36 protein-coding genes and 1 pseudogene are annotated in these 25,995 nt (G+C 25.3%); 9 read left to right on the forward strand and 28 right to left on the reverse strand.

Features of this window, described 5'->3' with window-relative positions:
• Positions 1-49 precede the first annotated feature (49 nt).
• From ABNT63_RS08585 to tsaE, 5 genes are all read right to left on the reverse strand, one after another.
• Positions 50-664: a hypothetical protein gene (locus ABNT63_RS08585; RefSeq protein WP_348735361.1), complete on the reverse strand. Its 615-nt coding sequence runs from the start codon at positions 662-664 to the stop codon at positions 50-52.
• Positions 665-770: 106 nt separating this feature from the next.
• On the reverse strand, positions 771-1,487 hold the full coding sequence (locus ABNT63_RS08590) for a YebC/PmpR family DNA-binding transcriptional regulator (RefSeq protein ID WP_348735362.1): 717 nt from the start codon (positions 1,485-1,487) through the stop codon (positions 771-773).
• A 60-nt stretch (positions 1,488-1,547) separates the two neighbouring features.
• Positions 1,548-1,973, reverse strand: coding sequence for a GNAT family N-acetyltransferase (locus ABNT63_RS08595; protein WP_348735363.1), 426 nt, complete (start codon positions 1,971-1,973; stop codon positions 1,548-1,550).
• Complete coding sequence (gene tsaB, locus ABNT63_RS08600; protein WP_348735364.1) at positions 1,974-2,546, reverse strand: tRNA (adenosine(37)-N6)-threonylcarbamoyltransferase complex dimerization subunit type 1 TsaB; 573 nt, start codon at positions 2,544-2,546, stop codon at positions 1,974-1,976.
• Between the two features lies 1 nt (position 2,547).
• On the reverse strand, positions 2,548-3,009 hold the full coding sequence (gene tsaE / locus ABNT63_RS08605) for a tRNA (adenosine(37)-N6)-threonylcarbamoyltransferase complex ATPase subunit type 1 TsaE (protein WP_348735365.1): 462 nt from the start codon (positions 3,007-3,009) through the stop codon (positions 2,548-2,550).
• 114 nt (positions 3,010-3,123) lie between these two features.
• Between tsaE and ABNT63_RS08610 the strand changes: the two genes are divergently transcribed.
• Positions 3,124-4,110, forward strand: a complete 987-nt coding sequence (locus tag ABNT63_RS08610; protein ID WP_348735366.1) for an NAD(P)/FAD-dependent oxidoreductase — start codon at positions 3,124-3,126, stop codon at positions 4,108-4,110.
• A 20-nt stretch (positions 4,111-4,130) separates the two neighbouring features.
• Here the strand turns inward: ABNT63_RS08610 and ABNT63_RS08615 are convergent, their stop codons facing one another.
• The 5 genes from ABNT63_RS08615 to ABNT63_RS08635 form a co-directional block, all read right to left on the reverse strand.
• A complete protein-coding gene (locus ABNT63_RS08615) occupies positions 4,131-5,996 on the reverse strand; it encodes a transporter (RefSeq protein WP_348735367.1) in 1,866 nt (621 codons plus the stop codon).
• A 25-nt stretch (positions 5,997-6,021) separates the two neighbouring features.
• Positions 6,022-6,630 (reverse strand): pseudouridine synthase family protein, encoded by a 609-nt coding sequence (locus tag ABNT63_RS08620; protein ID WP_348735368.1) that lies wholly within the window; start codon positions 6,628-6,630, stop codon positions 6,022-6,024.
• A 395-nt stretch (positions 6,631-7,025) separates the two neighbouring features.
• Positions 7,026-7,868, reverse strand: coding sequence for a hypothetical protein (locus ABNT63_RS08625; protein WP_348735369.1), 843 nt, complete (start codon positions 7,866-7,868; stop codon positions 7,026-7,028).
• A 27-nt stretch (positions 7,869-7,895) separates the two neighbouring features.
• On the reverse strand, positions 7,896-8,048 hold the full coding sequence (locus tag ABNT63_RS08630) for a hypothetical protein (protein WP_348735370.1): 153 nt from the start codon (positions 8,046-8,048) through the stop codon (positions 7,896-7,898).
• A gap of 45 nt (positions 8,049-8,093) precedes the next feature.
• On the reverse strand, positions 8,094-8,243 hold the full coding sequence (locus ABNT63_RS08635; protein WP_348735371.1) for a hypothetical protein: 150 nt from the start codon (positions 8,241-8,243) through the stop codon (positions 8,094-8,096).
• A gap of 298 nt (positions 8,244-8,541) precedes the next feature.
• Here ABNT63_RS08635 and ABNT63_RS08640 point away from each other — a divergent pair, with 298 nt between their 5' ends.
• A complete protein-coding gene (locus tag ABNT63_RS08640) occupies positions 8,542-8,784 on the forward strand; it encodes a hypothetical protein (RefSeq protein ID WP_348735372.1) in 243 nt (80 codons plus the stop codon).
• Positions 8,785-9,187: 403 nt separating this feature from the next.
• Here the strand turns inward: ABNT63_RS08640 and ABNT63_RS08645 are convergent.
• Positions 9,188-10,167: pseudogene (locus tag ABNT63_RS08645) on the reverse strand (IS30 family transposase).
• Between the two features lie 66 nt (positions 10,168-10,233).
• On the opposite strand from ABNT63_RS08645, the gene ABNT63_RS08650 reads away from it, so the two are divergent.
• The 4 genes from ABNT63_RS08650 (at position 10,234) to ABNT63_RS08665 (ending at position 12,706) form a co-directional block, all read left to right on the forward strand.
• Complete coding sequence (locus ABNT63_RS08650; RefSeq protein WP_348735373.1) at positions 10,234-10,707, forward strand: hypothetical protein; 474 nt, start codon at positions 10,234-10,236, stop codon at positions 10,705-10,707.
• A 58-nt stretch (positions 10,708-10,765) separates the two neighbouring features.
• Entirely contained in the window at positions 10,766-11,515 is a 750-nt protein-coding gene (locus ABNT63_RS08655) for a hypothetical protein (RefSeq protein ID WP_348735374.1), read from the forward strand.
• A 32-nt stretch (positions 11,516-11,547) separates the two neighbouring features.
• Positions 11,548-11,970 carry a hypothetical protein gene (locus tag ABNT63_RS08660; protein WP_348735375.1) on the forward strand — a complete coding sequence of 141 codons (423 nt, stop codon included), beginning with the start codon at positions 11,548-11,550 and terminating at the stop codon, positions 11,968-11,970.
• Positions 11,971-12,346: 376 nt separating this feature from the next.
• Positions 12,347-12,706: a lipoprotein gene (locus tag ABNT63_RS08665; protein WP_348735376.1), complete on the forward strand. Its 360-nt coding sequence runs from the start codon at positions 12,347-12,349 to the stop codon at positions 12,704-12,706.
• Between the two features lie 54 nt (positions 12,707-12,760).
• Here the strand turns inward: ABNT63_RS08665 and ABNT63_RS08670 are convergent, their stop codons facing one another.
• On the reverse strand, positions 12,761-12,907 hold the full coding sequence (locus ABNT63_RS08670; RefSeq protein WP_348735377.1) for a hypothetical protein: 147 nt from the start codon (positions 12,905-12,907) through the stop codon (positions 12,761-12,763).
• A 358-nt stretch (positions 12,908-13,265) separates the two neighbouring features.
• On the opposite strand from ABNT63_RS08670, the gene ABNT63_RS08675 reads away from it, so the two are divergent.
• Entirely contained in the window at positions 13,266-13,583 is a 318-nt protein-coding gene (locus tag ABNT63_RS08675; RefSeq protein WP_348735378.1) for a hypothetical protein, read from the forward strand.
• 413 nt (positions 13,584-13,996) lie between these two features.
• Here the strand turns inward: ABNT63_RS08675 and ABNT63_RS08680 are convergent, their stop codons facing one another.
• The 13 genes from ABNT63_RS08680 to ABNT63_RS08740 form a co-directional block, all read right to left on the reverse strand.
• Positions 13,997-14,707, reverse strand: a complete 711-nt coding sequence (locus ABNT63_RS08680; protein ID WP_348735379.1) for a hypothetical protein — start codon at positions 14,705-14,707, stop codon at positions 13,997-13,999.
• 18 nt (positions 14,708-14,725) lie between these two features.
• On the reverse strand, positions 14,726-15,349 hold the full coding sequence (locus ABNT63_RS08685) for a hypothetical protein (RefSeq protein WP_348735380.1): 624 nt from the start codon (positions 15,347-15,349) through the stop codon (positions 14,726-14,728).
• Between the two features lie 20 nt (positions 15,350-15,369).
• Positions 15,370-15,582, reverse strand: a complete 213-nt coding sequence (locus tag ABNT63_RS08690) for a hypothetical protein (RefSeq protein ID WP_348735381.1) — start codon at positions 15,580-15,582, stop codon at positions 15,370-15,372.
• 57 nt (positions 15,583-15,639) lie between these two features.
• The gene (locus ABNT63_RS08695) at positions 15,640-15,861 is read right to left on the reverse strand and encodes a hypothetical protein (protein WP_348735382.1); all 222 of its coding nucleotides are present in this window, start codon (positions 15,859-15,861) and stop codon (positions 15,640-15,642) included.
• 378 nt (positions 15,862-16,239) lie between these two features.
• Complete coding sequence (locus tag ABNT63_RS08700) at positions 16,240-16,623, reverse strand: hypothetical protein (protein WP_348735383.1); 384 nt, start codon at positions 16,621-16,623, stop codon at positions 16,240-16,242.
• A 13-nt stretch (positions 16,624-16,636) separates the two neighbouring features.
• Complete coding sequence (locus ABNT63_RS08705; RefSeq protein WP_348735384.1) at positions 16,637-16,906, reverse strand: hypothetical protein; 270 nt, start codon at positions 16,904-16,906, stop codon at positions 16,637-16,639.
• Positions 16,907-16,926: 20 nt separating this feature from the next.
• Positions 16,927-17,217: a hypothetical protein gene (locus tag ABNT63_RS08710; RefSeq protein WP_348735385.1), complete on the reverse strand. Its 291-nt coding sequence runs from the start codon at positions 17,215-17,217 to the stop codon at positions 16,927-16,929.
• A complete protein-coding gene (locus tag ABNT63_RS08715; RefSeq protein WP_348735386.1) occupies positions 17,205-18,149 on the reverse strand; it encodes a hypothetical protein in 945 nt (314 codons plus the stop codon). The genes ABNT63_RS08710 and ABNT63_RS08715 overlap by 13 nt, the downstream gene beginning before the upstream one ends.
• A 12-nt stretch (positions 18,150-18,161) precedes the next feature.
• Entirely contained in the window at positions 18,162-19,760 is a 1,599-nt protein-coding gene (locus ABNT63_RS08720; protein WP_348735387.1) for a hypothetical protein, read from the reverse strand.
• 168 nt (positions 19,761-19,928) lie between these two features.
• Positions 19,929-20,702, reverse strand: coding sequence for a hypothetical protein (locus ABNT63_RS08725; RefSeq protein WP_348735388.1), 774 nt, complete (start codon positions 20,700-20,702; stop codon positions 19,929-19,931).
• On the reverse strand, positions 20,683-21,027 hold the full coding sequence (locus tag ABNT63_RS08730; RefSeq protein WP_348735389.1) for a hypothetical protein: 345 nt from the start codon (positions 21,025-21,027) through the stop codon (positions 20,683-20,685). Before ABNT63_RS08730 ends, ABNT63_RS08725 begins: the two co-directional genes overlap by 20 nt.
• Positions 21,028-21,044: 17 nt before the next feature.
• A complete protein-coding gene (locus ABNT63_RS08735; protein ID WP_348735390.1) occupies positions 21,045-21,503 on the reverse strand; it encodes a hypothetical protein in 459 nt (152 codons plus the stop codon).
• Between the two features lie 842 nt (positions 21,504-22,345).
• Positions 22,346-22,630, reverse strand: coding sequence for a hypothetical protein (locus ABNT63_RS08740; protein ID WP_348735391.1), 285 nt, complete (start codon positions 22,628-22,630; stop codon positions 22,346-22,348).
• 703 nt (positions 22,631-23,333) lie between these two features.
• On the opposite strand from ABNT63_RS08740, the gene ABNT63_RS08745 reads away from it, so the two are divergent.
• Positions 23,334-24,053: a hypothetical protein gene (locus ABNT63_RS08745; RefSeq protein ID WP_348735392.1), complete on the forward strand. Its 720-nt coding sequence runs from the start codon at positions 23,334-23,336 to the stop codon at positions 24,051-24,053.
• A gap of 174 nt (positions 24,054-24,227) precedes the next feature.
• Positions 24,228-24,473 carry a hypothetical protein gene (locus tag ABNT63_RS08750; RefSeq protein WP_348735393.1) on the forward strand — a complete coding sequence of 82 codons (246 nt, stop codon included), beginning with the start codon at positions 24,228-24,230 and terminating at the stop codon, positions 24,471-24,473.
• A 208-nt stretch (positions 24,474-24,681) separates the two neighbouring features.
• Here ABNT63_RS08750 and ABNT63_RS08755 read toward each other — a convergent pair whose 3' ends face one another.
• The 3 genes from ABNT63_RS08755 to ABNT63_RS08765 are packed head-to-tail and all read right to left on the reverse strand — an operon-like array spanning position 24,682 to position 25,917.
• Complete coding sequence (locus ABNT63_RS08755) at positions 24,682-25,047, reverse strand: hypothetical protein (protein ID WP_348735394.1); 366 nt, start codon at positions 25,045-25,047, stop codon at positions 24,682-24,684.
• A gap of 11 nt (positions 25,048-25,058) precedes the next feature.
• Positions 25,059-25,496: a hypothetical protein gene (locus ABNT63_RS08760; RefSeq protein WP_348735395.1), complete on the reverse strand. Its 438-nt coding sequence runs from the start codon at positions 25,494-25,496 to the stop codon at positions 25,059-25,061.
• A gap of 10 nt (positions 25,497-25,506) precedes the next feature.
• Positions 25,507-25,917: a hypothetical protein gene (locus tag ABNT63_RS08765; RefSeq protein WP_348735396.1), complete on the reverse strand. Its 411-nt coding sequence runs from the start codon at positions 25,915-25,917 to the stop codon at positions 25,507-25,509.
• Positions 25,918-25,995: the final 78 nt, after the last annotated feature.

Genomic DNA, 25,995 nt, shown 5'->3' on the forward strand with positions numbered 1-25,995 from the left:
TTCGTTATTTCGGATTTGCTTTTTAAAGACAAAGAAAATAAGATAGAACTTATTTTCTAGGGACAAATTTCTCAGGTTTTGGTTTTGGGCGTTCATCAACAGGAAGTTGTCCAGCTTTTCGCAATTTCCGTTCTTCTTCACGCTTTTTAAGCATTTCAGCATGATGTGCTTCATATTCTTTTCTTGCCGCAATTTTTGCTGCTTTTTTTTCTTCTTTTGTTAACTTAACTTTTTTTTCACTAATTTCAATTCGATGTTTTGTTTCTTCTAAATCAATTTCTTGGTTAACAATTCAAGTTGTTTCATATTGTTTTTTACTAATTTTTTTTGAAATACCTTCAATTTCAAAAGCTTTTTGTTCTAAAAAAGCATTTGTTTTTGCTTCATAAATATCAACAATAACATCAAAAATATCGCGATATTTAAATTCTTTTCCTTTACGAGCAATAACTTTTTCATATTCTAATCTTAAGTTTTTACGATTATCAGTATCTTTAATATATTGTTTAATTTTATCTTTAACTTGTTTTTTTCGTTTTTCTCGTTCAATGCGTTGTGCTTTTCGTCCCATAATTGAAGAAACAATTGCAAAAATAATAACTGCGACTACAATTACGACTAAAATCACATTCATTGTCATACTACCACCCAAAAAATTTGACATTATTATCTAAACTCCTTTTTTTACTTTACTATTATTATGCACTATTAGCAATAATTTTTCAATTGTTTCTAATTTCCCAAGTTGTTTTCCTGCTTTTCACTCTGAACTAAACAAGAAAAACATTATGATAAACATCTTGCACATCATCAATGTCATCTAACATATTTAACATTTTTTCAAATTGTTCAGCGTCATCACCATGTAAAGTAATCCGGTCATGGGGAAGCATTGTAATTTCTGCCATTTGAAATGTTGTAATCCCGGCTTGATCTAATGCCGTTTTAACACTATTAAATGCTGTTCCTGGCGCATAAACAACAATTTGTCCATCTTCAGCAACAACATCATTAATATCACAATCTGCTAGTAATAATAATTCTAATACTTCTTCAACCGTTTTACCTGTAAAAGCAAACACTGTTAAATGATCAAATAAATGCACGACAGCCCCATTAACTCCTAGTTTACCACCTGTTTTAGTAAAACAATTGCGTACTTCTGCCACAGCGCGGTTAACATTATTTGTCAATGTATCAATAATAATTGCACTGCCCCCTGGTCCATACCCTTCATAACGAATTGCTTGGTAATTTTCATTATCGTTTCCACTTGCTTTTTTAATCGCACGTTCAATAACATCACGTGGAACTTGTTTTACTTTTGCTTTATCAATTGCATTCCGTAACGCTAAATTAACATTGGGATCAACACTTCCTTCGCGTGCTGCTAAATAAATTTCTCGAGCAACACGATTATATAATAATGCTTTTTTCGCAGCTGTTGCTGCCATTGACTGCTTGCGAACTTCAAATGCTCTTCCCATTTTTTCTTTCCTTTACCACCTAATTTTTTCTTATATATTATACCATAAAATTAAATAAAGTTAGTGATGATAAACTATTAAGTATCCATTTTCTGCACCATAATATTTGGCAATTGTCCGAATAATCTTAAACCCATGCTTTAAATATAATTGTTGAGCAACCAAATTATGTTCATTTACTTCTAAAAAAATTTGTTGATATGAAAAATGTGTTAGAATATATTTTAACATTTGTTGACCATAACCTTGATGGTGATGACGCTTTTTAACTGTTAAGCGTATTAATTCAAAATCATCCCCACTATGCATTAAAATAAAATAACCATAGAGATTATTTTTGACAATTAATTTATAAACAAGATAATTTGTATTATTAATCATTTGAATTAAATTACGATATTTATAATAATTATGTGGATAATTTTCTTGTTCTAATAAAAATAATAATAAAGCATCACTATTATTAACTGGTTTTAAAATAACCATTTAACTTCAATCCTTTTTTAAATACTGTGGCTCTAAAGCAAAAATATCTTCAACTAATGTAAAATGCTTTTTTAGAACAAGATAATTTTGAACAAAATTAATTTCTTGTAAATCATAACGAAACTCATAATCTGGAAATTGCTTTGTAATTTCAATACAAGTTTCATAATCAAGAACTTGCCTTGGAATCACCTCTACACCATTACTAATTACCGCAAAATATCGTTTTCCACTCCGCGCATCAAGCATTGAAACAACATTATCTATCCCAGCCTGATAAAGTAATGTATTAATTGTATAAACATTAATTGCTGGATTAATTACTTTAACTGTTTTCACAATCGTCATTGGAATCCGAACACCAGTATAACTACCTGGACCAGTTGTTAAATAAAAATTATTAATGTCTTTTAATTTTAGTTGATGTTGACCTAATAACTGGGTAATTGTTGGTAATGTTGCTTCAGTATGACGACGAGCATGGTTTTGATGAACTTGACCAATGATTTTTTGTTCTTTTTTTAAAATTAAAATTAAAAAATCAGTACTAGTATCAATAAATAGATTTAACATCTTATCCCTCTTTTCCTAATGCGCTTTGTAAATGTTTATTGTTGGTTTTAATGGTAAAAATTCGTTCATCCTCATTAATTATCTTAATGGTAATTTTAATTACCTCGTACTTTGAACTTAACTGGTTACTAATTCCCGCTGGTCATTCAATAATATTAATACTATCAGAAAAATGTTCAAAATACATTTCTCACTCTTCTTCTTGTTCTAAGCCTAACAATCGATAGCAATCCATATGATTAATAATAACCTGCTGATTTGTCCTATACTGTTGCATAATTAAAAACGTTGGTGAAGTAACAGGAGTAGTTACCCCTAACCCTTTTAATAAATATTTTGTAAAAGTTGTTTTCCCAGTGGCTAACGGTCCATCTAATAATAAGCATAAATTAGGATGTAAAAACGGAGCAATTTTTTCAGCTAAAAGTTTTGTTGCTATCTCATTTTTAACAATTATTTTCATCAATATCCCACTCTCTTTTACTAATTATATCTAGGAATTAATTATTGTGCTAGACTTTTAGAAAAATATGTAATAATTAAAGTGCAGAAAAATTAGAAAGGTTGTTATAAATAAATGAAAGATATTTTAATTATTGGGGCTGGGCCGGTTGGATTATATGCTTGGAGTTGTGCTGGCATGTTAGGATTAAGTGGCTATATAATTGAAGGAAATGATAGTCCTGGTGGACAACCATGAGAATTATATCCAGAAAAACCATTATATGATATGCCCGGATTTGGCGAAATCAAAACTAAAACATTTATTGAGAATTTAATTAACCAAGCAAAAAAAAATACGGGGCAAATAACATACATTGGTAAAACTAACATTAGTAATATCCTTACAACAACTGATGGATTTACTATTACTTTAACAACTAATGAAACATTTACAGTTAAAACAATTTTAATTACAAGTGGAAATGGTGTTTTTACCCCCATTCGCTTAGAACATCTTGACCATCACCAGGAATATGAAAACTTATGATACGCTGTTAAAAACCCAACTCTTTTAACAAACAAGAAAATTGTTATTCTTGGTGGTGGTGATAGTGCTGTTGATTGGGCAAATCATTTGATTGAAGATAACATTAGTAAAGATGTTACAATTATCCATCGTCGAACATTATACCGAGCTAAAGAAAACAATGTCCAAAAATTACAACAAAATAAGGTGACCGAATTAAAACCTTATCATGTTAAAACAGTTGAGACAATTGATAATAAAATTACCGCTTTAACATTAGAGCATGAAACAACACATAAACTATTAACTATTACAGCTGATTATTTTATTGTTCAATATGGAGCAAAAGTTGCACCAACAATGTTGCAACAATTAACTTTAACAACAACTCCAATGCTAAAAATTATTATTGCACCAACTGGACAAACAAGTCATCCTCATATCTTTGCGGCTGGAAATAGTGCTTATTATGAAGGAAAATATTATAATATGGTAACTGGATTTGGTGAAGCTATTAATGCGCTTTATAATATTACAAAAATTATTCATGGTCAAAAATACCATCCTGGTTATTTAAGTGATATTAAAAAATAAGTTAGGAATAACTTATTTTTTTAGCCTGTTAACTTATAAATTTCTTTATTAGGTTCATCCTTTTCTATTTTTTTCGTATTTTTACGTAAAGTTTCTTCTCGTTCTCAAATTTTTTGATATGGCATTTCTGGTTCCGTTAAGGTAATAAAATCATCTTCATATTTTTTACGACGTAGAATTCGCATTTTATCTTGGCGTTTAGTTCAAATTTTATAAACAAGTGGTAACCGTAAGAATATGCCACGAACAGAACCGGGTGCTCAAAAGATTGAATTAGCAAAAATAACAAACAAGGAAGCAAAGATTAAACCAAAGAAGAAATTTAATAATTTTTGTCATCCTCAAACTGGCTGTAAATCAATATTATAAATTTGATTAGGATTGTGTGTTTTTGATAAAAATAAATAATTAACTAAAATAGCAATAATCATTGGCACTAACAAAATCATTCAATTTCGAAAAACACCTTTAAAGTTACTATTATAAGTTAAAAATATTCAATTATAACATCACAAGTATAAAAACCGCAAAAAACTCATTAAATAAGTAATAATTAAAATACTATATAATGCAGCTGCTAAATTATTAAAGCCAAAACGTCATAGTAAAGCACTAAAAAAACAAAAGACAATGTTAAGACAGCCAATAATGAAAGTCGGAATTGCGGTTTGTTTATAATTTGCTTTAGCATATACCAAAACATTTGCAGGTTCAGCTAAGACAATAAAAACAGAACTTAAAGAAACTAATAAGGAGAAGGTTGGTTGATAAAAGATGCTTTTAAAAATTTCGCGTTCTTGTGATGTTCATGGATTTAATGTTGAATCGCTAGTTCGAATTTGTTCAATAATTTGTGGCGCATACAATGTTGTCACAAAATATGGTGATAAAATAAACTGGTTAACAAACAAGAATCCAGCTATCATAAAAGCGTATGTTTCAAATTTCATATAATTCTGTCAATCAACCCGACCATTTTTTGCTGTTCATGCGGCAAAAAACTCACGGAAGGAATTAATTAAAATCATCATAATGCTACGAACTCCAACCGTAATTGTCATATATAGCGATAAGGTTGATGATATTCGTAACCCTAATAACAGCGCCGTAATAATAACATCACCGTTAATTAACAATGTTTCTCCAATATTTTTAAATACAACAATATTACTTGATTTAACTAGTTGCATGTTATCGCGTTGGCGAGCAATACGAACTCAAGGATAATGTAACTTAATAAATAAATAAACTAAACTTCCTTTCATAACAGAATAAAGTAAGAAAATTAAAAAGACAAAAACAGGATCCACTGCAATTGAAATTAAGTAGAAAACAATTGAATATGAGATTAAATCACAAATCATTAAAATTAAACGGCGTAAATGATTATTTTGATCAGCTTGCATTAAGTTTTCATATGCTGCCGTTAAAAATAATGCAATTAAGTTTTTTGACCCAATAATAAATACAATTAAAATCATTTTTCATAACGGATAACTAATTGTTTTATCATTTTGTAAAATACTAAAATTCTTTTCAAATAAATAAATATAAGCACTATACCCAACAGCAATGCCAATTAATAAAATAATACCAATGTACCCTGATATTTTATATTGATGCTTTGCTGTATTAACCATTTCATTTGCTTTAATTCAATCTTTTTGTAACAATGGTTTTACTAAAAAAATAACAGTAATGGCTCCTAAGCCACCTTCCACTGTTCCTAAAAAAGCAACAATTGCAACGCTATTCTTTACAAACCCATTAAACTGCGAACCATAACTACGAATTAATAAATACATTAGCGTAAATTGAAAACATGTTCCAATTAACGAAGTAAAAGCCCCGATTAAAATACTAAAAATTCCTCTTCTTGTTGACAATTACTTCACCTCGTTCCTAATATTTTTATTTTATAATATTTTCTGGAATTTTAATAATCTTTTCATTTAAATAACTTAAATGGTCTGGCAATTGATGAAAGATTAAGGTTGTTACATATAAAGCAATCATATACTTCTTTGTTTCTTGTTTTGCTCCATATTTAACATCATTAATAATGGGGTGATGTAAATAACTTAATGAAGCCTGAATCTGATGTTTACGGCCAGTTATTAATGTTGCTTCCAATCACGTTGCATTTGATATATGAGCTTGAATTTTAAAATGTGTTTTAACTACTTTAGCCTGTGGTTGCTCTGTTTTAGTAAAAACCATTTTTTGTTTATCTTCATCTTTATATAAATAACCACTAAGGGTAAAATCAGTTTCTTGAATAATTCCTTCACACTTTGCTAAATATTTCTTTTCAATAAATTCTTTTTGGTTAATTTTAGCTAATAACAAATCTAATGTAATTTTATTTTTCGCATATAGCACTAATCCTCGTGTTAATTTATCCAATCGATGAACATGGGAAATGACAAACGACTGTTCATCCTGTGGATTATATTCATCTTTTTGGATTAAATAATGTTGCACCATAGCATCTAATGAAGTATGAAACTTTGAGTGCATTTCTACTCCATGTGGTTTATCAACAACAAGAATGTTATCATCTTCATAAACAACTTGTAATGGTAATGGTGCAACATTATTATAAGTGCTGTCTGGTTTCGTTCTGTTACAACTAAATTTTTATCAAAAATAATAATTTGGTCTCCTAATTGAAATTTATAATTTCGTTCTTTCATTACTTTGTTATTTACTTTAATTTTTTTATTACGAAATAACTTATAAATAACTGATAACGGAGTTGTTTAAAACATTTTTTTAATAAAATTAAAAATTGTTTGATTAACATCATTTGCTTTAACTGTTAAAGTAACAACTGTTTTTGGTTCTATACTTCCCCCGTTTTCCTAGTATTAATTATATAATGAAAGTTAACCATTATCCGAAGAAAAAATATTCTAAGCTATTATTTTAGAATGTTTATCATTTTTTGCTTTCTGTTTTTCTTCAACTTTTAAGATATTTGCTTTAATTTCTGCAATTTCAGCCATATCTGTAATTTGATTAAATAAATGATATAACATATAATTTTTTTCTTTTTCTTTCAAAAGATGTTTATCGAAGAAAGCAACTGTCTCATTAATTGTTTTCATTAACTCATAAGCTTGTTCACGAGTAATGCTATTATTTGATAATGGCTTTTTCACCAATGTTGGTAGTTGTGTTACAAAAGCATAGTCTTCCAATGCTTTTTCTTTTTCAGTATAATAGAAAATTCGAAAAGCACTCACTTTTGCTACAATTGTTTTAATAGCATTACGAAAACCAGTAACTTTTGTTGACAACATATTTTTGATAAAGACTGCAATAATAACAGTAATTGTCCCAATTGGAATAATAATTGAAACAATCAATTCTAAATCAACACCAAATTTTGTTGCAAACATTGCTTTAATTAAAGTATAACCATTTTGAATTAGTAAAACAGTAATAAAGAAACTAAAGTTAGTTGCTTTTCATCATTTATGTGGAACTAAAACTTCTGTTTGACGGTTCAACACATATCAGAAGAAATATGACACTAAGACTAATAAAATGCCATATATTAAAGTAATTAAGGTTGTTAAAAAGTTAAAAAAACTAAGAATTATTGTTAAACTTGTTAAAAAGTTTAAATACATTCGCGGATTAAAAATAACATAATCATTTGGAAAAGTTGTGGATAATCCATAACGAACTTCAAAGCGATGACGTTGTGCTATTTTAATAATAATGACAATATAATAGCATAACGCAATCAAGGCAATCATCCCCGTAATAAATAAATATTAATAAGCCATATTAATATTTGTTGCACGTTGATTTCATGCTGCACTTCAATCGGTTACATTATTGTTTTCTCCAAAAAAATTAAAGGATAACAATGAAAAATCAATTAATGGATATGTAATACTCATTAAATTCTTATATGTTTCTTGCACTTGTTCAGCTGATTTTTTCCCAGCCGCAATTTCTGCTAAAGTTTTTTAAACATCGTTTTCACTATTAATCCGATCACGTTCATTAATAAATAAAATTAAAAATGTAATAATTACGGCAGTATAAATAATCCAAAAAAGCATTGAAACTAAATACTGCCAACCAACTAATGCTGTTAGTTTATTGGGTTTTATCATTAGCATCTCCTATTTTCTATTTTTTTTTTTTTAAAAAAAAAAACTATAATTTTAAATGTTAAATTTTTAATATTATTTTGATAATAGCTGTTAATTTGTTTGTACTATAAAAATTGTAACAAAAAAAAGAAAAAATACAAATAAATTCTACTTGATGCAATATATTTTATATCGGTTGCAATTTTTTTATTATATTTCAATTATGTGATAAAATGAAAAAAAGTTAATAAGTTTTGTAATACGTCTTTTATTAATAATTTTCACAAGGCAAGTACTATTATTTTGATGATATTATTTTATGTATAATATTTTTAATTTTTATAGGAGAAAAATATGAAAAAAATGATTAATTTTATTAGGAACATTTGGGATTGTTGCAACTTTTGAAACAACAATTTTTGGATGTAGTATAAAAATGAAATTAACTGAAGAAGAAGCAGAAAATGAATTATTCGACGATTTACACACATTAGAAAATATTAGTTTTGAAGTAAAAAATTACTTACAAAATAATACTTTTTTAAATGATATTGAAATATAAAATGATTATCTTTATTCATTAGTACAAAATAATGAAGAAGAAAATATATATAAATTAGATTATAATAAAAAAGAAGATACTTTTATTAGAGATAATATTTTTTAAAGATTTAATACATTTTTAACAAATATTAATCAACACATTAAAAACAAATATTCTAATTATTATATAAATTATGAACCAATTAATTATGATATTAATGAACTTTATATAACAATTAAATTTATTGATTGGCGCTGTGTATATATAAACGGCAAATTTATATCTTGTTAAGTTAATAATAAAATATTTTTAATAAATTGCAACAACTTTTTCAGAAAAAATTAAATTTTTGTAATTTTATCTTATTTTATTCATATTTAAGCATACTAAAAAATAATTTATTAAATTTTAACTAATAAATTTATTTAAAATTTTGTAAAAACATTGTCTTTGCACTTAGTCAATTTAAACATGGTCGGAGTTTATCATTTATAACATTAACTACTCAATCTATCATTTTTTGACTAATATTATTAAAATCAATTCCCTTAGAAAGTCAATATCTAAATTCACCGTTCATATGCTCAATTAATGGTTTTTGTTGTGGTTTACCGGGGTCATAAAAATAAACTTGTGTTTCAGCAAATATTTCCATTTCTTTTCATTTACTAAATTCTTTTCCACGATCTGTTATTATTCCTTTAATTTTTCCAATTAAATTATTATTTTTAGCAATATCTTTAAATTTTTCTAAAACTTCATTAGCAGTATTATTTTTTAATTTCATTACAAAATAATTTTTACTTGATTGTTCTACTAAAACTAAATTACTAGATTGATGGTCTTTTCCTACAACAGTATCCATTTTAAATCATCCAACATTAGAAACTTTATTTTCAATATCTCAAATTGATTTAAAGTTAGTTAATTTACCACGATTATCAGTTTTTCCTTTTGTTTTATATTTTTTACCACGATGGGGTAAATTTTCTTTTTTTAATCAAATTCACCTAAGCGAATTCATTTATACAATGTTTTAACACAAGCAGGAAATTTAACACCAAACTCCAAGAAATAACGATAAATTAATTGTTAAGGTGTATCGTAGTATTTATTAAATCTTATTTTAATAAAATCTAACTGCTCTTTTGTAAATTTAGGTAGTTTTTTAATGCATTTTTTACGTTTTTGTTTATAATCTTTTTGTGCTTGATATGGATTATAATCTTGTATATTTTTAAATCGATTTATTTCTTTTTTAACAGTATTAACTCCACGACCCGTTTGTCGTGATATTTCAGATAAATTAATTGTGTCATTTTTCTTTTTACAAGTATCAGATAATAATAAATCTTTAAATAAATCTCGTTCATCAAATATTAAATGTTTAAATTTTCTCATTTTTATACAAATTACTTTCATTTTTTCTTATAATGTATTATATATAAAATAAAGAGGTCAATAAATATGCAAGAATTTAGTAAAATTAATAACAAAAAACGAATTACTAGTTATGAACATTTAAATAAAAAATATGATTTAAATTTTAGTGACTATAATTTTGGTTTTGATTGAGAAGTATTTAAAGACTTTGTTGGAGATAGTTATGCCAGATATTTTACTTCGCCAAGTTTTTTTAAGTTTGTTTCAGCGGGGCGTGGTACTAATAAAACATGAAATCATTTAGTAGAAAAATTATTTTTTGCTTGTAATTTTACTGATGCTTCGTCGGTCATTTTACGAAGATATGCCAACACCCATGAAGATACTACATTTGGCGATACAATTAATGTATGTAACTATCTATATGATAAATATGGGATTGATATATGACCCGACAATGAAAATGGCATTGTTTGACCTAAAAATGTTAAAGAAGGTGGCGAAATTGTTTTTCCTAGTGGTGTTCGCATTGCTTTTGCGGGTTATGCTAAATGGTAATAAAATTATGGGTAAAGTTGGTAAAGGTAGTGGTATTATATAGGCGTGAACAGATGAAATGATACATGCTGAAGAAAAAGAAATTTTAACTGATAAAGAACTAGATAAAAGATATAATAATTTAAGAGTTTCAATGTTTCGTTCAAAAAGTTTAAAAGTATCTTATGAAAAATACACGGATGAAAATGATAATGAACAATATAATTTAGATAATCCTATTCCAGTAAAAGAATTATCTTGGACATTTCAAGAATGAGACAACATAGCAAAACAATACATAACAGTAACAACATATTTTCATAAAACATATTCTAATCAATTTAATTTTAATCCTTTTAATAAATACCATGTTTTTTATGAAAAATTTGTAACTCCATATTTACCTTTAAATGAAAAAATTAAAACTATTTTAAAAGAACACAATAAAGTATATTTAGAAAACAAGCAAGCATTTAATGGTTTGGGTATTTTTAATTTACGATTAACAATGGGTGCTGTTTGAAATAAAATACCTAATATTACTAAAAAACTTGTTTTAACAAGCAAAGAAGAACGGCCTGATTTATTTGAACTTGAATACTACGGATTTGAATATAACGATAATGACCCCAGTATTTATGTTTTACGAAATTATCGTAAATATATTAAAGAATATAATTTACAAGATTTTTATAATTTAAATACAAAACAGTATCAATTTGATAGTTATTCAATTGGTGTTGATTATGCTAACGGTAGTGAAGACCATACATTTTTTTATTTAGTGGTTATAAAATTAATGAAAATAATGAATATGATAAATATTTAATTGAAGAAAATGTTGTTACACCAAAAAACGCCATGAATTTAAATGAAATAGTTGAACATTATGGGCAATGAATAATTAATACATTTGATAAATTTGATGGTTTTGAATATGCTACATTTCATTATGATATTAATGCACACGACTTTATGCAAAAATTACAAGAAGATATTTATCCTTATTTAGGATATAAAATTAAAATGTTTAAAGCCAAAAAACATCAGACATCTCTTAATAAAGAAGCAGGAATTATTAATCGTGTAACATGAATAAGAAAAATGTTTGTTCAAGGTAAAATATATGGCATATTAGATAACTTCCCATTTTTAGATAAGTGCATTAGTGAACTAAGATTTAGTGACACCAAAACAAACACACTCGACAGTAAAATGTACCACGACCCATACGATGCTTTGTTTTATGGTTCTTATACATACCGTTTTAAAATGGGATTATAGCTAATTTTGTTATTGGGCGAGCGGTTGATTTTCTTAAATTTTTGTGATAAAATGATTTATAAGTTAAAAAAGATTTTGAGGTTCTTTCAAACAAATTTGGGAACCTTTATAAAATTCTTCGCTTAAACGCTTAGAATTTTTCCCAAGTACTTTGAAAATCGCGGTAAAAGTTTTTTTAAACTTTAAGTAATTTTTCACAAACTTATAAAAATCCCGCGAGCCCAGATTTGTATTAAAAAATAATTACAATAATAATCATAGTAAATAACTCCTTTCTAAAACATATTTCAAAGTGCTTGAATATATATATATATATATATAATGTCAATAAATCTTAAAAAAAAGTTTCAAGATTAAAAAAAGGAAATTATACAAAATGAAAAAATTACTAAGTTTATTAAGTGTATTAACTATTACGGGAACAGCGATGCCAAATGTTATTGCCACTAGCAATTATGAAAAAGATACAAATACAGAAACTTTAAAAAGAAGAAAAAGACAAAATTCACCAAAAGAAGAAAAAATAATAGAAGAAATAAAAGTGTCTAAAATTTCAGATTTTAGTGGTTTTGCAAAAACATGTTTTATATTAAGTATAATGTCTATTTTAATATTTTATAATCCAGAGATAGATAATATTATTGCACAAGAAATTGCGCAAAAACTAGTTGATTATTTAAATATAAATGAGTTTGGTACAGATATTGTAACTGTCAAAAAAAAAAAAAAAACTTAATAATTTTTTAAAAAATTATTATAACATAAACAATATTTTTTCTGCTGAACAAACCTATGCTCAATTTCATACTTTACGTCCTGGTTTTGGAACAAGATCAAGTGAACTTAATAATTTTGAAAAACTTATTTCTAATAATATAGAAAATAATAACCCAATAATTTTAAATGTAAATGGATTTCTTTCATACAATAACCACAACAGTAATGAAGAAACATTTAATGATAATTACTATAAAAAAAATTTATTAAACATGCAGTTATTATTTATGGTATAAGAATAGACAAAAATAATCCAGAAAATACAGAATATTTAATTTTAGATCCAAATTTTCCAGAAACAGAAAATATAATATATGGTCATCAAATTATTGATTTAAGTTGTCTAGGACCGGTTGAATTAATGGTTTTTGTAGATTCAAATTCTTTTTTTTAATAATGTTGGTACAGAAAATAATCCCAATGAAAGTAAACAAAAAAATAAAAATTTAGAAAATCTTATTTTAAATACTGATTTAGGTGAACTACCAGATAATAGAGAAGAAACAATTATAAAACGTTTGCTAGAATTAAATCAAAATATTCAAATATATTATCCTAATATAGAAGAATTTACTAATTATTTATATATTGATTATATTTCAAGTACAACTATAAATATTTTTGAAATTAATAGTGAAAATGATTTTAATGGTGTAGTATTAAATTTTATTCCACGAATAAGTCAAATATCTTCTGTTATTTTAAATACTGATTTAGGTGAGCTACCAAATAATTTACCAGAAACAATTTTAGAAAGATTAGTATTATTAAATAATAATCTAAATTTAAGTAATATTAAATTTATCAGAAATTACAATAGATTCTGCAATAATTAGTGCTATTGAAAATAGTGATAGATATTTAGGGAGTGTTATCGTTCAATTTACTTTAAATAATGTAGATAATGTAGAAAATAAAATTAGCAAAAAAGAAGAAAAACCAGAACCAAGTTCTGATTCAGATTATACTATTGTTAATAAAATAATTAGTAAATTTGATAATTTAAATTATTTAAATCGTATAAAAGTTTTAGATAAAAATACCAAAGGCGGAAATTTAAAAGAAGGTGATACTTATATTGGGACAAATAACGGAGTTTATTTAAAACATGGCCATGGTCAAATTGATAAATTTGATGGTTTAAATTTTCCAATCATTAATATTGAATTAGATGGTAAAGGTAATGCATATGTTTTAAATAATACTGGTGAAATTTATCATTTAAACTTATATGGTTGAGATCATACAATTATTTATAAAAAATTAGAAAAGGAAGAATTATAAAAAATAAAATAATAATGAAAAAGATATTAAGTCTTTTGGGAACAATCACTTTAATTGGAACAAGTACAACAAGTTTAGTTGCTTGTAATCCACCACAATATAATGAAAAAGAATTAGCAAATTTAAAAGAAAAAAATAATATAAAAACAAAAGATGGTATTTTACAATGAATAGCACCACGAGAAAAACCGTTTAGTGAGATAGTTGATAATAAATAAATAATTTGTTTAAATCTTTTAACAGCATTATCATTTAAAGATTTATAATTATCTAATTTTCAGTTTTCAAATAATCCATCAATTACATCTTCTGGTTTTTGTCCTTCAAATTTTTGGCGTAATATAGCTGATTTATTTGTAGGGTTACCTTTTTCATCATATTTTGCACCTTGAAATTTTCTATCATAATTATAACGATATGTTAAATAATTCAATAAAACTTTATCTAAACCATTTTTATTTATTAAATCTAAAATATCTTTACCTTGAATATAGTTTTTTGCAATACTTCATGATAAAAAACTTTTGGTAAATCAATAATGGAATATTATTACATTAGGGTTTGTTTCAATTGGCATTGATAACAAAGGCACTAAACTAGCATTTTCAACTATTGATGATGGATAAGAATAAACACCATTGATATTTCCTCAACATTTAATATTTCCAAATAACATTGATTTAGGATATTTAATTTAAATTCCAGTAAATACTGTATCTTCAGGCAATAATTTTTGTAATACTAAATGAATGCTATTTTGATTTTTTCATTTGAAATCAGTTATTTTAACTAAATGCATAGATTTAATAATATCAACACCATCAGGTGTATAAGGGCGTTTATATTCTTCAATTATGTAACATTCATTTTTATTGTCTTCGGTAATTGGTTCATTAATAGATACTATTTTTAAATCTAATGTTTCTAAAAATTCTTTATCTTGTTTTGAAATATCATTAATTAAAATATCTTTTTCATCAATCATTACATAACTTGTGCTATTGTCTTGAATTGTGGTATTTTGTTGAACTTGTAATTTAAAGTTAAAGTCACTAATTTCATAACCAATAATCTTAATATATTTATCTTTATCAATAAAACCTATTTTAACGCTATTTTGAGAGTAGTTTAAGATTGGTTTTTGCTTTGTCTTAACAAGATTATTAATTTTATAAATATATAAGGTTCTGGCACGGTCTTCACTAAATAATTGTGCTAAATCAGGATCGCTGCACTGCGATTGATTAGCAAAATCTAACGGAATACTATCGATTGAATAGTCAATTGGTTCATCATTTTCCACTAATTGTGCTAACATTTTTTCAGATGGTTTTAATATTATTCTTGTTCTCCTTCTTCGTTGGGCATATTGATAATAGTTTCGTTGTTTTTTAGTTGTCTGTTTAAAGTAGCATTTACTGGTAAGCAAACATCAATAATTAACTCATCAATATTTTTAATATTGAATGTTCTACTGTTTAAAATAGCATTATCATATTTAATTAACTTAATAATAAATTCAGTTAATTTAATTTCTCTAATATATATCATTTGTTCGTATGATGCGTTTGTTTAAATATTTACACCAGCAACTTCAGCTTGTGTTTGTTAGGCTCCCTTAGCAATTGCGGGAATATGATGACGATTTATTTTATAGTAATTCGTTAATAATCAATCATATATTTTGGTTAATTGTTCACCTTTAAAATTACCAGCAATATAGTCTACTGGTTGAAAATTACTATCAGGGTCTCCTTCAACTAATAACAAGTCATTTTCAATAAATGAAGCTAACATTTTACTAATTTCTTGGTCAACAACAGCAGTCACTCCATTAGTATTAATGGTAAATTTACCACTATTTAATAATGGGTCTAACTTTATTTTTTCAGCAATAATATCTAAAATACTAGCAAATTGTTTACCATAACGAGCAGAAGGTTCAAAATTAGGGTTATTAGGAATAATTTCAATCGGGATAAAATTAAGTGGTAATATTTCTTCTCTTTGTAAAATTGTATAGTTATTTCATTTAGCATCATCAATATATAAGTCGGTAATAGTACTGTATAATCGTGTTTTTAACTTTCTAATAACTTTTACTTGTTTAGTTACATAATAAATTTCTAATTTTTCAGTAATAAAAATACTCTGGTCATTTTTAAAATAAGGATCATAATCAAAAGTACAAGATATTAAATTACCTAATTAATCATACTGATCATTGTAAAAATCAATCGTAATAAAATTAAGTTTTGAATTATTAGCAAAAATAAAATAAGAACCTTTGCCATATTTATTAATTTTATATTCGTTATATCAATTCTTATTAGTAAAATCCTGTGTTTTTAAAAAGTTATTAATTAATTTAGAGTTTATTTGTTGATTAGTAATTGGATTATAAATACTAATTTCTAACTCACGCAGATTTAAAAAATTAGCATTATCTTCACAAATTCTTTTTTCTAAAATATCAATATGTTTTTGAACAGTAACACTTTTACGATTAGTAATTGTTGATGCTAAATTAAGATAGTAATTATCAATATCATAACTCTTTTTTAATTTCTTTTTGGCAGGTAACAATCCCATTTATAACACCTCTTTATTTTGTATCTTCTTTTTTAATAACATCTTCAATACTATCTTGTTTTTGTGCTTTGTTATGTGTTTTGATAAATCTAATTGTTTCAATAATTAAAACGATAATTTCGGCTCCGATAAGCATTGCTGAAATAATAACATATGCTGGTCAAGAAATACCTAATGTTTTTTCTCCGATAAAACAAATAATAATTCCGGCGATAAAAAACAATGATGAAATTCCGAAGATTTTTAAAAACATAATTAAATCTTTAATAGTTACTTTTGACATAATAATATCTCCTTTCTAACTTACTTTTTTCTTTCAATATACAATTTTTTAATTACGACACTATTTGATATTGATGATAATTTAAACTCACCTTCGGGAAATAATTGAACGGTAATTCAATTACTCGGATTACTTCCATACGATATTCCACTTGATAATTGACCGTTAAAATTTATATGAGTAATTATAAATAGTTCTATTTCATAACTTATATAACACCATAAACGATAATAATATTCTGATTGATTAAAATTTTTAATTTTATACATTTTAGAACCTTGAACAAAATCACTAGTATCTACTTTTCTCATTCATTAGGTATTTTAGGTAAATCTTTTTTCTGTAAATAAAATTTATCTAAATATTTATTAGTCCCAAATGTATTATCTGTACTTTCAATTCCCGCAACTGTACTATCAATAATCATATAATCAGCAGTATTTTTACCATTTTCAAAAGATGGATCTCAAATTCTTAATTCGCCAGTTTCAACATTAAAATCAGCATTATTACGCTTACTAGCATTTGGCATTAAAGTAATTTTATTTTGTTTTAAATCTGAAGCTGAAATTTTTCCATCATCAGTTTTAATGATAGTTTTATTATCAAATGGAACACTTAATTCATTGTTAAAATTATATACAACTGATTTGTTGTCAATTTTAAATATGTTATCAATTTTTTTATCTAGTTTGTCATCAGTTTCTATTCTTTCTGTTTTTTCTTTGTTTATTAAAGCATCAACTTCTAACTGGGTATAATATGCTTCTAAATCGATCATCGTTAAATCAATACCTTCTTCTTGAAAACTACGAAACATTTTCTTTAAAGTTGTTAGATTAGTCAATGATTTTGCATAAGTTGGTAATAGACCTTGTCATGTTGCTATGGGATCATTCTGTGAAGAATAATTAATATCACCAACATTCATTGTTGCCGAAGTAAAAAACTCAATTGGAATCAGATTAAATGTTCAATGTTCAACCGTAATAAATACCATATTAATAAAAATTTTCTTTAATAAAGGATATTTAAATGTTTCAAAATTTAACTTTGTAAAAGGATAGTTTAAATATGAATTAATCATATTTTGAGCTCTTAAAGCAAATGTTTTAAATCATAATTCTACATCATCTTTAAAGAACTTATTATAACGAGCTGGAACTTGGGTAATTTTACCTGTCATTGGAATAAAATTATTATAATTTTCCAAAGTAACATTGGCTCATAATTCATTTAACATTTAATCATCTCCTTATCATTTATTTCTTGTTGATTTGATTTTCTTTAAGATAAATTTTTTACTACTTAATAATGTTTTTGTTTTGATTGTTTTGCTTAAATTTTGTTTTGTTCTGAATTGTTTGTATGTTTGAAAGGATAAGCCACCACAGAATAAACTATTAACAGCATTTTCTTCCAAAGTTTTTAACATTTTATTTTTATTAGTAAAATTATTTTTAAAATGTTCTTGCAACTTTAATACTTTAGCAATTGTCCGATATATTTTAAAACTATTTTTTACTATTTGTTGATACGCAACTGGAGCAAAAGAAACTAAATTAAACAAACTTGTTTTTTTAAATCCTCATCCAATAAACCACTCACTGTTCATATAAAATTTAAATGGTTCAGGGAATAAAACAAACTGTTCTGCTTTGATTAAAGTTGTCATAACAACAATTGGAACATATTTAGGATTTTTATAGTATATTGTTAAAGCAACTTCGCCTACAACTGATAAGGGAACAATCTTAACTGCTAAAAAAACATCAGAACCATAAGCAAAAGGTAATAATTGTCCTTTTTGAATGGCTTTTGTTTTAAATTTAGATAATATTTTTTTAGTTTGCGCGGTAATTTTACTAATTACTTTTTGTTTAATCGTAATTATTTGTTTTTCAATTGGGACTAATAATTTTTTAGTTACTTTTTGAATATAAAAATTTGGGTTTAAATAATTTAAGGCTTTGTTTAATTTAATTAGCATTTGATGTAAGATATTTAACAATTTATTATGATATATTTTGTTACCGCGCATTAAATTAGCATTTAATAGTAGGTTTTTACCAACACCCTTTTTATGAAGATTAGTCATAATGTTATATCATTCATCGGTATTAATTTTGCTTATTTTATCAATATTTAATCCATACTCAGATAGTCATTTATTGGCATTTTTTTCATTTATTTGTGGTATTTTTTGAACTAACTTAGGCCTTATTTTTTGAAGGTTTTTTTCAATTTTTAATAAACTATTAATTGTTTCGAAATTAGAACCTTTAAAACCTTTATAAAAATCATTGCGAGCTAATTTTCCAATCGTATATAATAAAGTTTCATTATTAGCCTGCCTTGTAAAATCAAATATTAATTTATCAGATAAAATCTTTTTACCCGTGACTTGCCTTACAACATCTTCTGAATTATTAGCAGTTATCACTCCTAATTTTTCAAGTAGTTTATTTTCTTTTGCTAATTTTAAAATTCTAGTTGTTCGAGCAGCACGCGTTAATTTACCAATCCCGCCAATTGCTGGTAACAAATTTAAGGCGGTGCTTTTTGCTGTTACTTCTGATTTTAATTTATCATATATTTGATTTACGGCAAAATCGGTTGCTGTTTCTACTTCAAATGAGATAAATGCTGCGGCAAAATTAGATAATCCCGCACCAAGACCAACAGCCAAAGCAATACTACCAGTTAAAAATGATAATCCAAGGGCTAAAACTTGTATTCCTAAAAATTCTAATAACTGTAAACCAAAACTTTTTTCTTGTTGTTGGATTGATAATCTAGTTGGATTTTTTTTAACAGCATAAATAAGGGCTGTTTTAGATGTTCCAATTGGCATATTTATCAAACGAAAAAGTACTATTTTTTAGTACTATTAAGAATTTTTAATTTTAACATCAATCGGATTTGTTTGACCAGTAGCGTTGTTTTTACCTTCAATTTGAACTTCAACAGTTTTATCATTTGTAATATTAATTGGTCAGTCTTCACCTTTACTTTCAATAAATTAATCAAAATCATTTTCAGTTAAAGAACTATCTACGGCTTTAACGGCTTTTAAAACAACAGATTTAAATTGTGGTTTTAATTGTTCTGGTGTTGCTTTTGTTGGGTCTGCAACATGAATGGTTGGTTTATCTAATTTATTAATTTTACTAATATCAATTTTTGAAAAAATATGTTTAATAATTCCCTTAGGTTCAACTACAGCACCACCTAAATATAAAACACGCTCCATAATCAAAGTATTACCCATACCAGTACCTAACGCAGCAGCACCAACACTTAGAGGAGTGTGATCTTTTTTACGTAAAATAAGAGGATCATATTTTTTACTAAATTTAAAAGCAATTGCATTAACACCATTTGGTAATAATTCAATTGTTCCTTCTGAACCATCTTTATTAATAATTGGTAATTTTTTAGGAACCATGTAATATGTTGTTCCTTCAACAGTTTTCATTGCTCCACTTGTTGTAATTACACTATTTATTTGGTCATTTGCTCCAAGTTGTAACTGTAATTTATTACGAATGCCACGAATAAAATCAGCAGAACCCAAGACAACTGTTTCTGATGGAGTAGGGCCATTTTCATATATTTTATCCATAATTTCATCATGAATTTGTAAGGCATTTGTGTCATCTGCTTTTTTATCTTGAATAGTTGTAACTGTTTCTTTATTAATAATTTCTAAAATTTTATTGCGTTTATAAGCAACCTCACTATCCGTTGCTTGCTCAATATCAGCAGCCCAAAGATTAGGTAGGATTAAAATCACTTTCTACAGAGTCTAATTTACGAGCAAAAGTTAAAATTGTATCTAATTCAACAATCACATCTTCAAATTCCATTGTTGAATATTTTAGTAGGTTATCATCTGTATTAAATACTTGTCCGTTTGTTCCTAAACCTTCATTATATTTAATATTTTTCTTTCTTTTATATGTTAAACCAAATTTATTTGCTTCTTTTCACGCAAATAAAGCTTCTCAACTAAATTTTTGTTGATAAGTTTGTAAATATCATTGTTCAAATGTTTCTCGGTCTTGTTTTGTTGCTTGATTAGCAATATCTTCGAAAATTCTTTGTGGGTTTTGTGCCATAATTTTATTCCTTTTTTCTATTTATTAAATACATTATCTGCATCTAAAATTTTGTTTTCTTTGTTTTCTACTTTTGGTACGCCACCAGTATTAACTGTTTGTACCTTAATTAATTCATCATAAACACTTTGCAATTGTGCTTTAATAACTTCAATGTCATTATTAATATCATAAGATTTTAATAAGACGTTTTTAAATTCTTCGTTATCAGTTAAAGAATTAATAAGGTCAATTACTTCAATTTGTTTTAGTTGAATTGTTTGTTGTTGAATTTGTGAAGTTAATTCAGTATTTTTTGTTTGTAGTTCGTTAATTTGCTGATTACTATTTTTTAAATTACTTGCATTAAATTCTTCAACTTCAGCAATATTTTCTAAAATAATTTCAGCAGGTTTAATATCTAAACTACCATCTTCATTTTTAATAGGTTCAGTATTTTCATTAATAAGAACATATTTTACATTTTTTAATGCCATTGTTTTTCCTCCTATTTTTTAATATTTGTATTTGTTCTTTTTCTAATAGCCTTTTGTATAATTTAAAAACTATCTACTCGAAAAAATAAAAAATAGCGTTTAGTTTTTATATTTAATTGATTAAATACTGAGCCTTTAATTTTTATCTCATCATCTTTTTTTAATTTCAAAAATTCAGATATAATTGGCGGACTATATATCGATAATGTTGAGTAATTCAATCCTTCTCATTGACATTTAGCTGAGCAAGCATCAACTTCAACGCCACCAGCGACAAATGCTTTAATTTTGGTTTTAATTGGGTTTTCGTGTAATCTAACAGTTAATTCTAATTTGTTAATCCTTTTATTTACTTTATTTTTTGTTTTACTAATAGCTGTTTTTTTTCGATAAATTACTTTTTGTTTGTGGCATTTTTATCAACTCCTTTTGCTAAAAAACATTGTAAATGTTTTCATGCATCGTGTTCGTGTTCTGTCATTTTAATATTTCCTTTATAAAGATAATTTTTCTTAACAACTGGTGATTGTAAAATATATTTTAAATTAAAGAGATATTTGCATAAAACTTTTAAACCACCAATGAAATTAGGAGTAAATAGTGGATTTGTTATTTTTAATTCCTTACGCAGTTGATAATCTTCAATTTATAACAAGAACTTTATTTAAATAGGAGTAAATTTGTTTTTTGAATTCATTTAATATTAAATAGCTATTATTGATTGCTTCTTCTTCATTTTTAGAATGAAAAAATAATATTATTAATTATTTTCTGTTGTAAAACATTATAAATAACAACACCAGTTTGACCGATCCCAGCAGGGTCAATTGCAATAATATATTTTAAATTATTTGTTTTATTTTTTTATCAATTTGTAATATTTTTCAACCATCCGAAGCTAAATCTAAAATATCATTAATTTTATAATGTTGCATATAAGAAGCAACAACATCTCATTTATCTGCAAATAAATTTAAATACATTTTTGCTCATTCTAAACATTGCAAATCATAATGATTTTTATGATGAGAAATACGACAATTAACCGGTTGACAATTAACTCAATCAAATGATGTTGTTATTTCATTTCAAGTTTTATTGATATATTTACTTTTATATTCTTGCATAATATTTTTTCCTTTCTTTTTATTTATCTTTTTAAATAAACAGAAAAATCCTTTATTGATTAATATTTTGATATTTAGTCGAATATTTATTTTTATTTACTTAGTTATTTCGCCACCACGCACCACCAAAGTGAAGCGGGTGGCAATACTAAACTTTATATTTAGACAGAGTTTATCCCCCTACGGAAATAAACAAAAAATAGTTTACCTAGTTATTAATTACGCTTCATCCATCCCTACACAACTTTATATAAAGAAAATAACCTTTTGGAGCTCCAACCCGCTTGTTTTTTTTTAGTGTCCGATATTGTTTTTTTCGGTTTAACAGCACTCTTTTATGAAAACAAGTTAAAAAACACGCGCTCTGACATTTCGCAAGGGATTAATCTTGCCGAGAATTAAAGAAATAAATAGGAATAAAATCCATTCGCTTTCACACTTTCTTTAAGGCTTCGTGCCATAGATGGGTTATCCATCTTTCAGCATCAAAATATTAAGTTTTAAGTGTTGCATTATTCATCGGATAATACCTTTATTGAAAGGAAATTTATAAAAATATCATTTATTTTGTGTAGGGAAAACAGAATAACATCTGTTTTTATGATAAAAATTCTAAATTTAAAGATACTATCCGATGAATAATGCAAATAAATTTATGTTTTTAATATAAAAATAAAAAAAACAATCTCACAAGAATTGTTTTTTGCCGGTTCATCGTACAGGACGCCATTTAAATAAAATTAATAAAAAAAATGAAAGTAACTTTAATAATTCAATTGTAAAAGTTGTATCTTGTGAATTTGAATTTAATTATCAAATTAAATATAAAAAACAAATAAAAATAGCAAATTTTACAACAAATTTTAATATAACAAATAATAATAAAGGATTTAATATTTTGAAAAAAGGAATCATAAATTATTTTGATCAAAAAATATCTTCATTTTTTATTAATAAACAATTAATAGAATTCGCAGAAAAAGATTTTAAAACTTTATATAATGAATTTAAAATTGATTTAAAAGTTAATGAAAACAATGTTAATGATATATTTACTAAAATTTTACAAAATTTTATAAAAGAAAATAATATTGAAGGAATTACTTATAATAAAGGGAAATTTATAAATTTAGAATCTTATCTATTTAATGACATATATGATCGTGGAGACTATCACAATGATATTAAAGGTAAAAGATTAGAACATCAATTAAATTTATGAATTAAAAAAGATGAAAAAGAAGAAGATTTAATTAATAATTTTATTCAACAATATAAAACTAAAATAGTACCAAAACTAAATGGTAAAATTATTGAATTAGCAAAATTTAGTTTTAATATGAATTATATTAATATTTATGGTTTATCATTAAATGGAAGATATCAATATACATCAGGAAAAAACTTTTTTTCAACTTTTTAATTAAGAGAAAAAGATATCAATAATAAGTTATCTGAATTTGCAAAAAAAATATTAGAATTTTTAAATTATTACAAAGTAGAAAAATACTGAAATAACGAAATAAAACAATTTAAAATTTCTGAAGAATTTTGAAATATATTAATAGAAAATATCAAATAAAAAAAATTAACAACAATGAACTTAACATCAAAATTATGGGAAAATTTCAAAAATAATAATATTAACATAAATGAAAAATCATTTAAAATTATCCCAGAGACAGTATGATATTCAAAACCAGTTTTTCTTAATAAAGAAGAAAATAAAATATTTTTTAATGGCGGAGGATATGGAACTTATTTTATATTTTACGAATCATTTATATATAAACCATTTTATTATTTATATAAAACTTCAATGAAATATGAAATTATAAAATAATTATTGATTATTTTTAAATTATGAAAAATCAGTCCAAAGATAAGTGACTGATTTTTCTTTTATTTTACAAGAGGTAATATGAAGCATGGAAAAACAACTTAGGAAGTGGCTATGTAAAAAAGTGTACATAAAAAATAAATTGTTTTAGGATTAAACTATTTTATATTATACATTAAAATAAGGTCTTACTGATAAAAATCAGTAAACCCTATCTTTTAAAACCACTAACAAAAGTAAAGTATGAACAAATACTAATTGTACTAATAAAAATTAAAGTACCAAAAATTGGTTGATAAATTGAGGTAAATGCTAAACTCCGATCCACAGAAGGGACAATTAAGAAAAAGCCGTTTGAATTATAATTACTTTGTGTATAGAATATATAAACAATTCAAGTAATATATTTTTGTGGAATAAAATAACCAATAATGATTGCTGGTGTTGTTGTTGCATATGATAAATCAATTAAAAAGTCACCAAACAAAAAAGATAAAATAAAAATTAAAATATTAATTGTTTGTACGATATAAATATTTTTTAATGAACCAGCAACTAAAAATGCTAACAAAAACATTAATAAAATATTTAAAATAATACCAAAAATTCAACCAAATCATTGTGAAAACAATGTAATAAAATTAAATCAATTAAGAATAAATAACCCACGATTAACCAAATAATAACAAACGTAATTGTAAATAAGACAATTAATAAAGATACCATAAACTGGAGTTTATTTAAACCAAAGTTTTTTAAATACTTTAAAAACACCGAATCACGTCATTCACAAATAATAAATGAACCTAGAAATAGTAAAAACAACGTTGGAATTAAGGTAAAGGATGAAATCATAATATAGCGATTTGTTTTTAACATTTGTTGATATCAAAAGAAATAAACAAAAGTAATTAAAATAATTGGTGTAACAACCATATAAATATATGTTCGCGATGTTTTTAAAATCGTTTTAAACATATAGACAATACAACGATTAAACATCTGATAATTCTGACTAATTTTCATCAATACCTTCTTATGATACCTGAACATTAAAGACAAAACCTGTTGTAGCAATGTTATCGTTATAAACTGGTTTAATCATTAACTGAATGATTTGTTGAAAACTTGTTAGGTCTTTTAAAAAATAATAATTTTGTGTTGTTTCACCAACTCGATATCATTTATTATCTGCAAAATAATATATTGCATAATAATTAATGTTCCTTACATTTTGACTTTCTCAACTAAAACGAAGATTAAATCATTCTTTGGTTGAATTATGGCGTTTAATGGCATATTCAACATTTGGATTAGTAATATCAACACTATTACTTTGTTGGTTTGTCGCAGTTGTAATGCTAAATTCACCAACATTAAATTTAAATTCTTCTTTTTGTGGTTTAATTTGTAACCCAATTTTTGAAATCCGATTTGTTTTTGTCACATTTCCAATGCGGTTTAAATCAAATGAGATTTTTACTCACCCATCTTTTAATTTTTCAGTTTGGGTTGGACTAAAAGT

Origin of the sequence: Spiroplasma endosymbiont of Ammophila pubescens (genome assembly GCF_964020965.1) — a bacterium.
GTDB lineage: Bacteria > Bacillota_I > Bacilli_A > Mycoplasmatales > Mycoplasmataceae > Spiroplasma.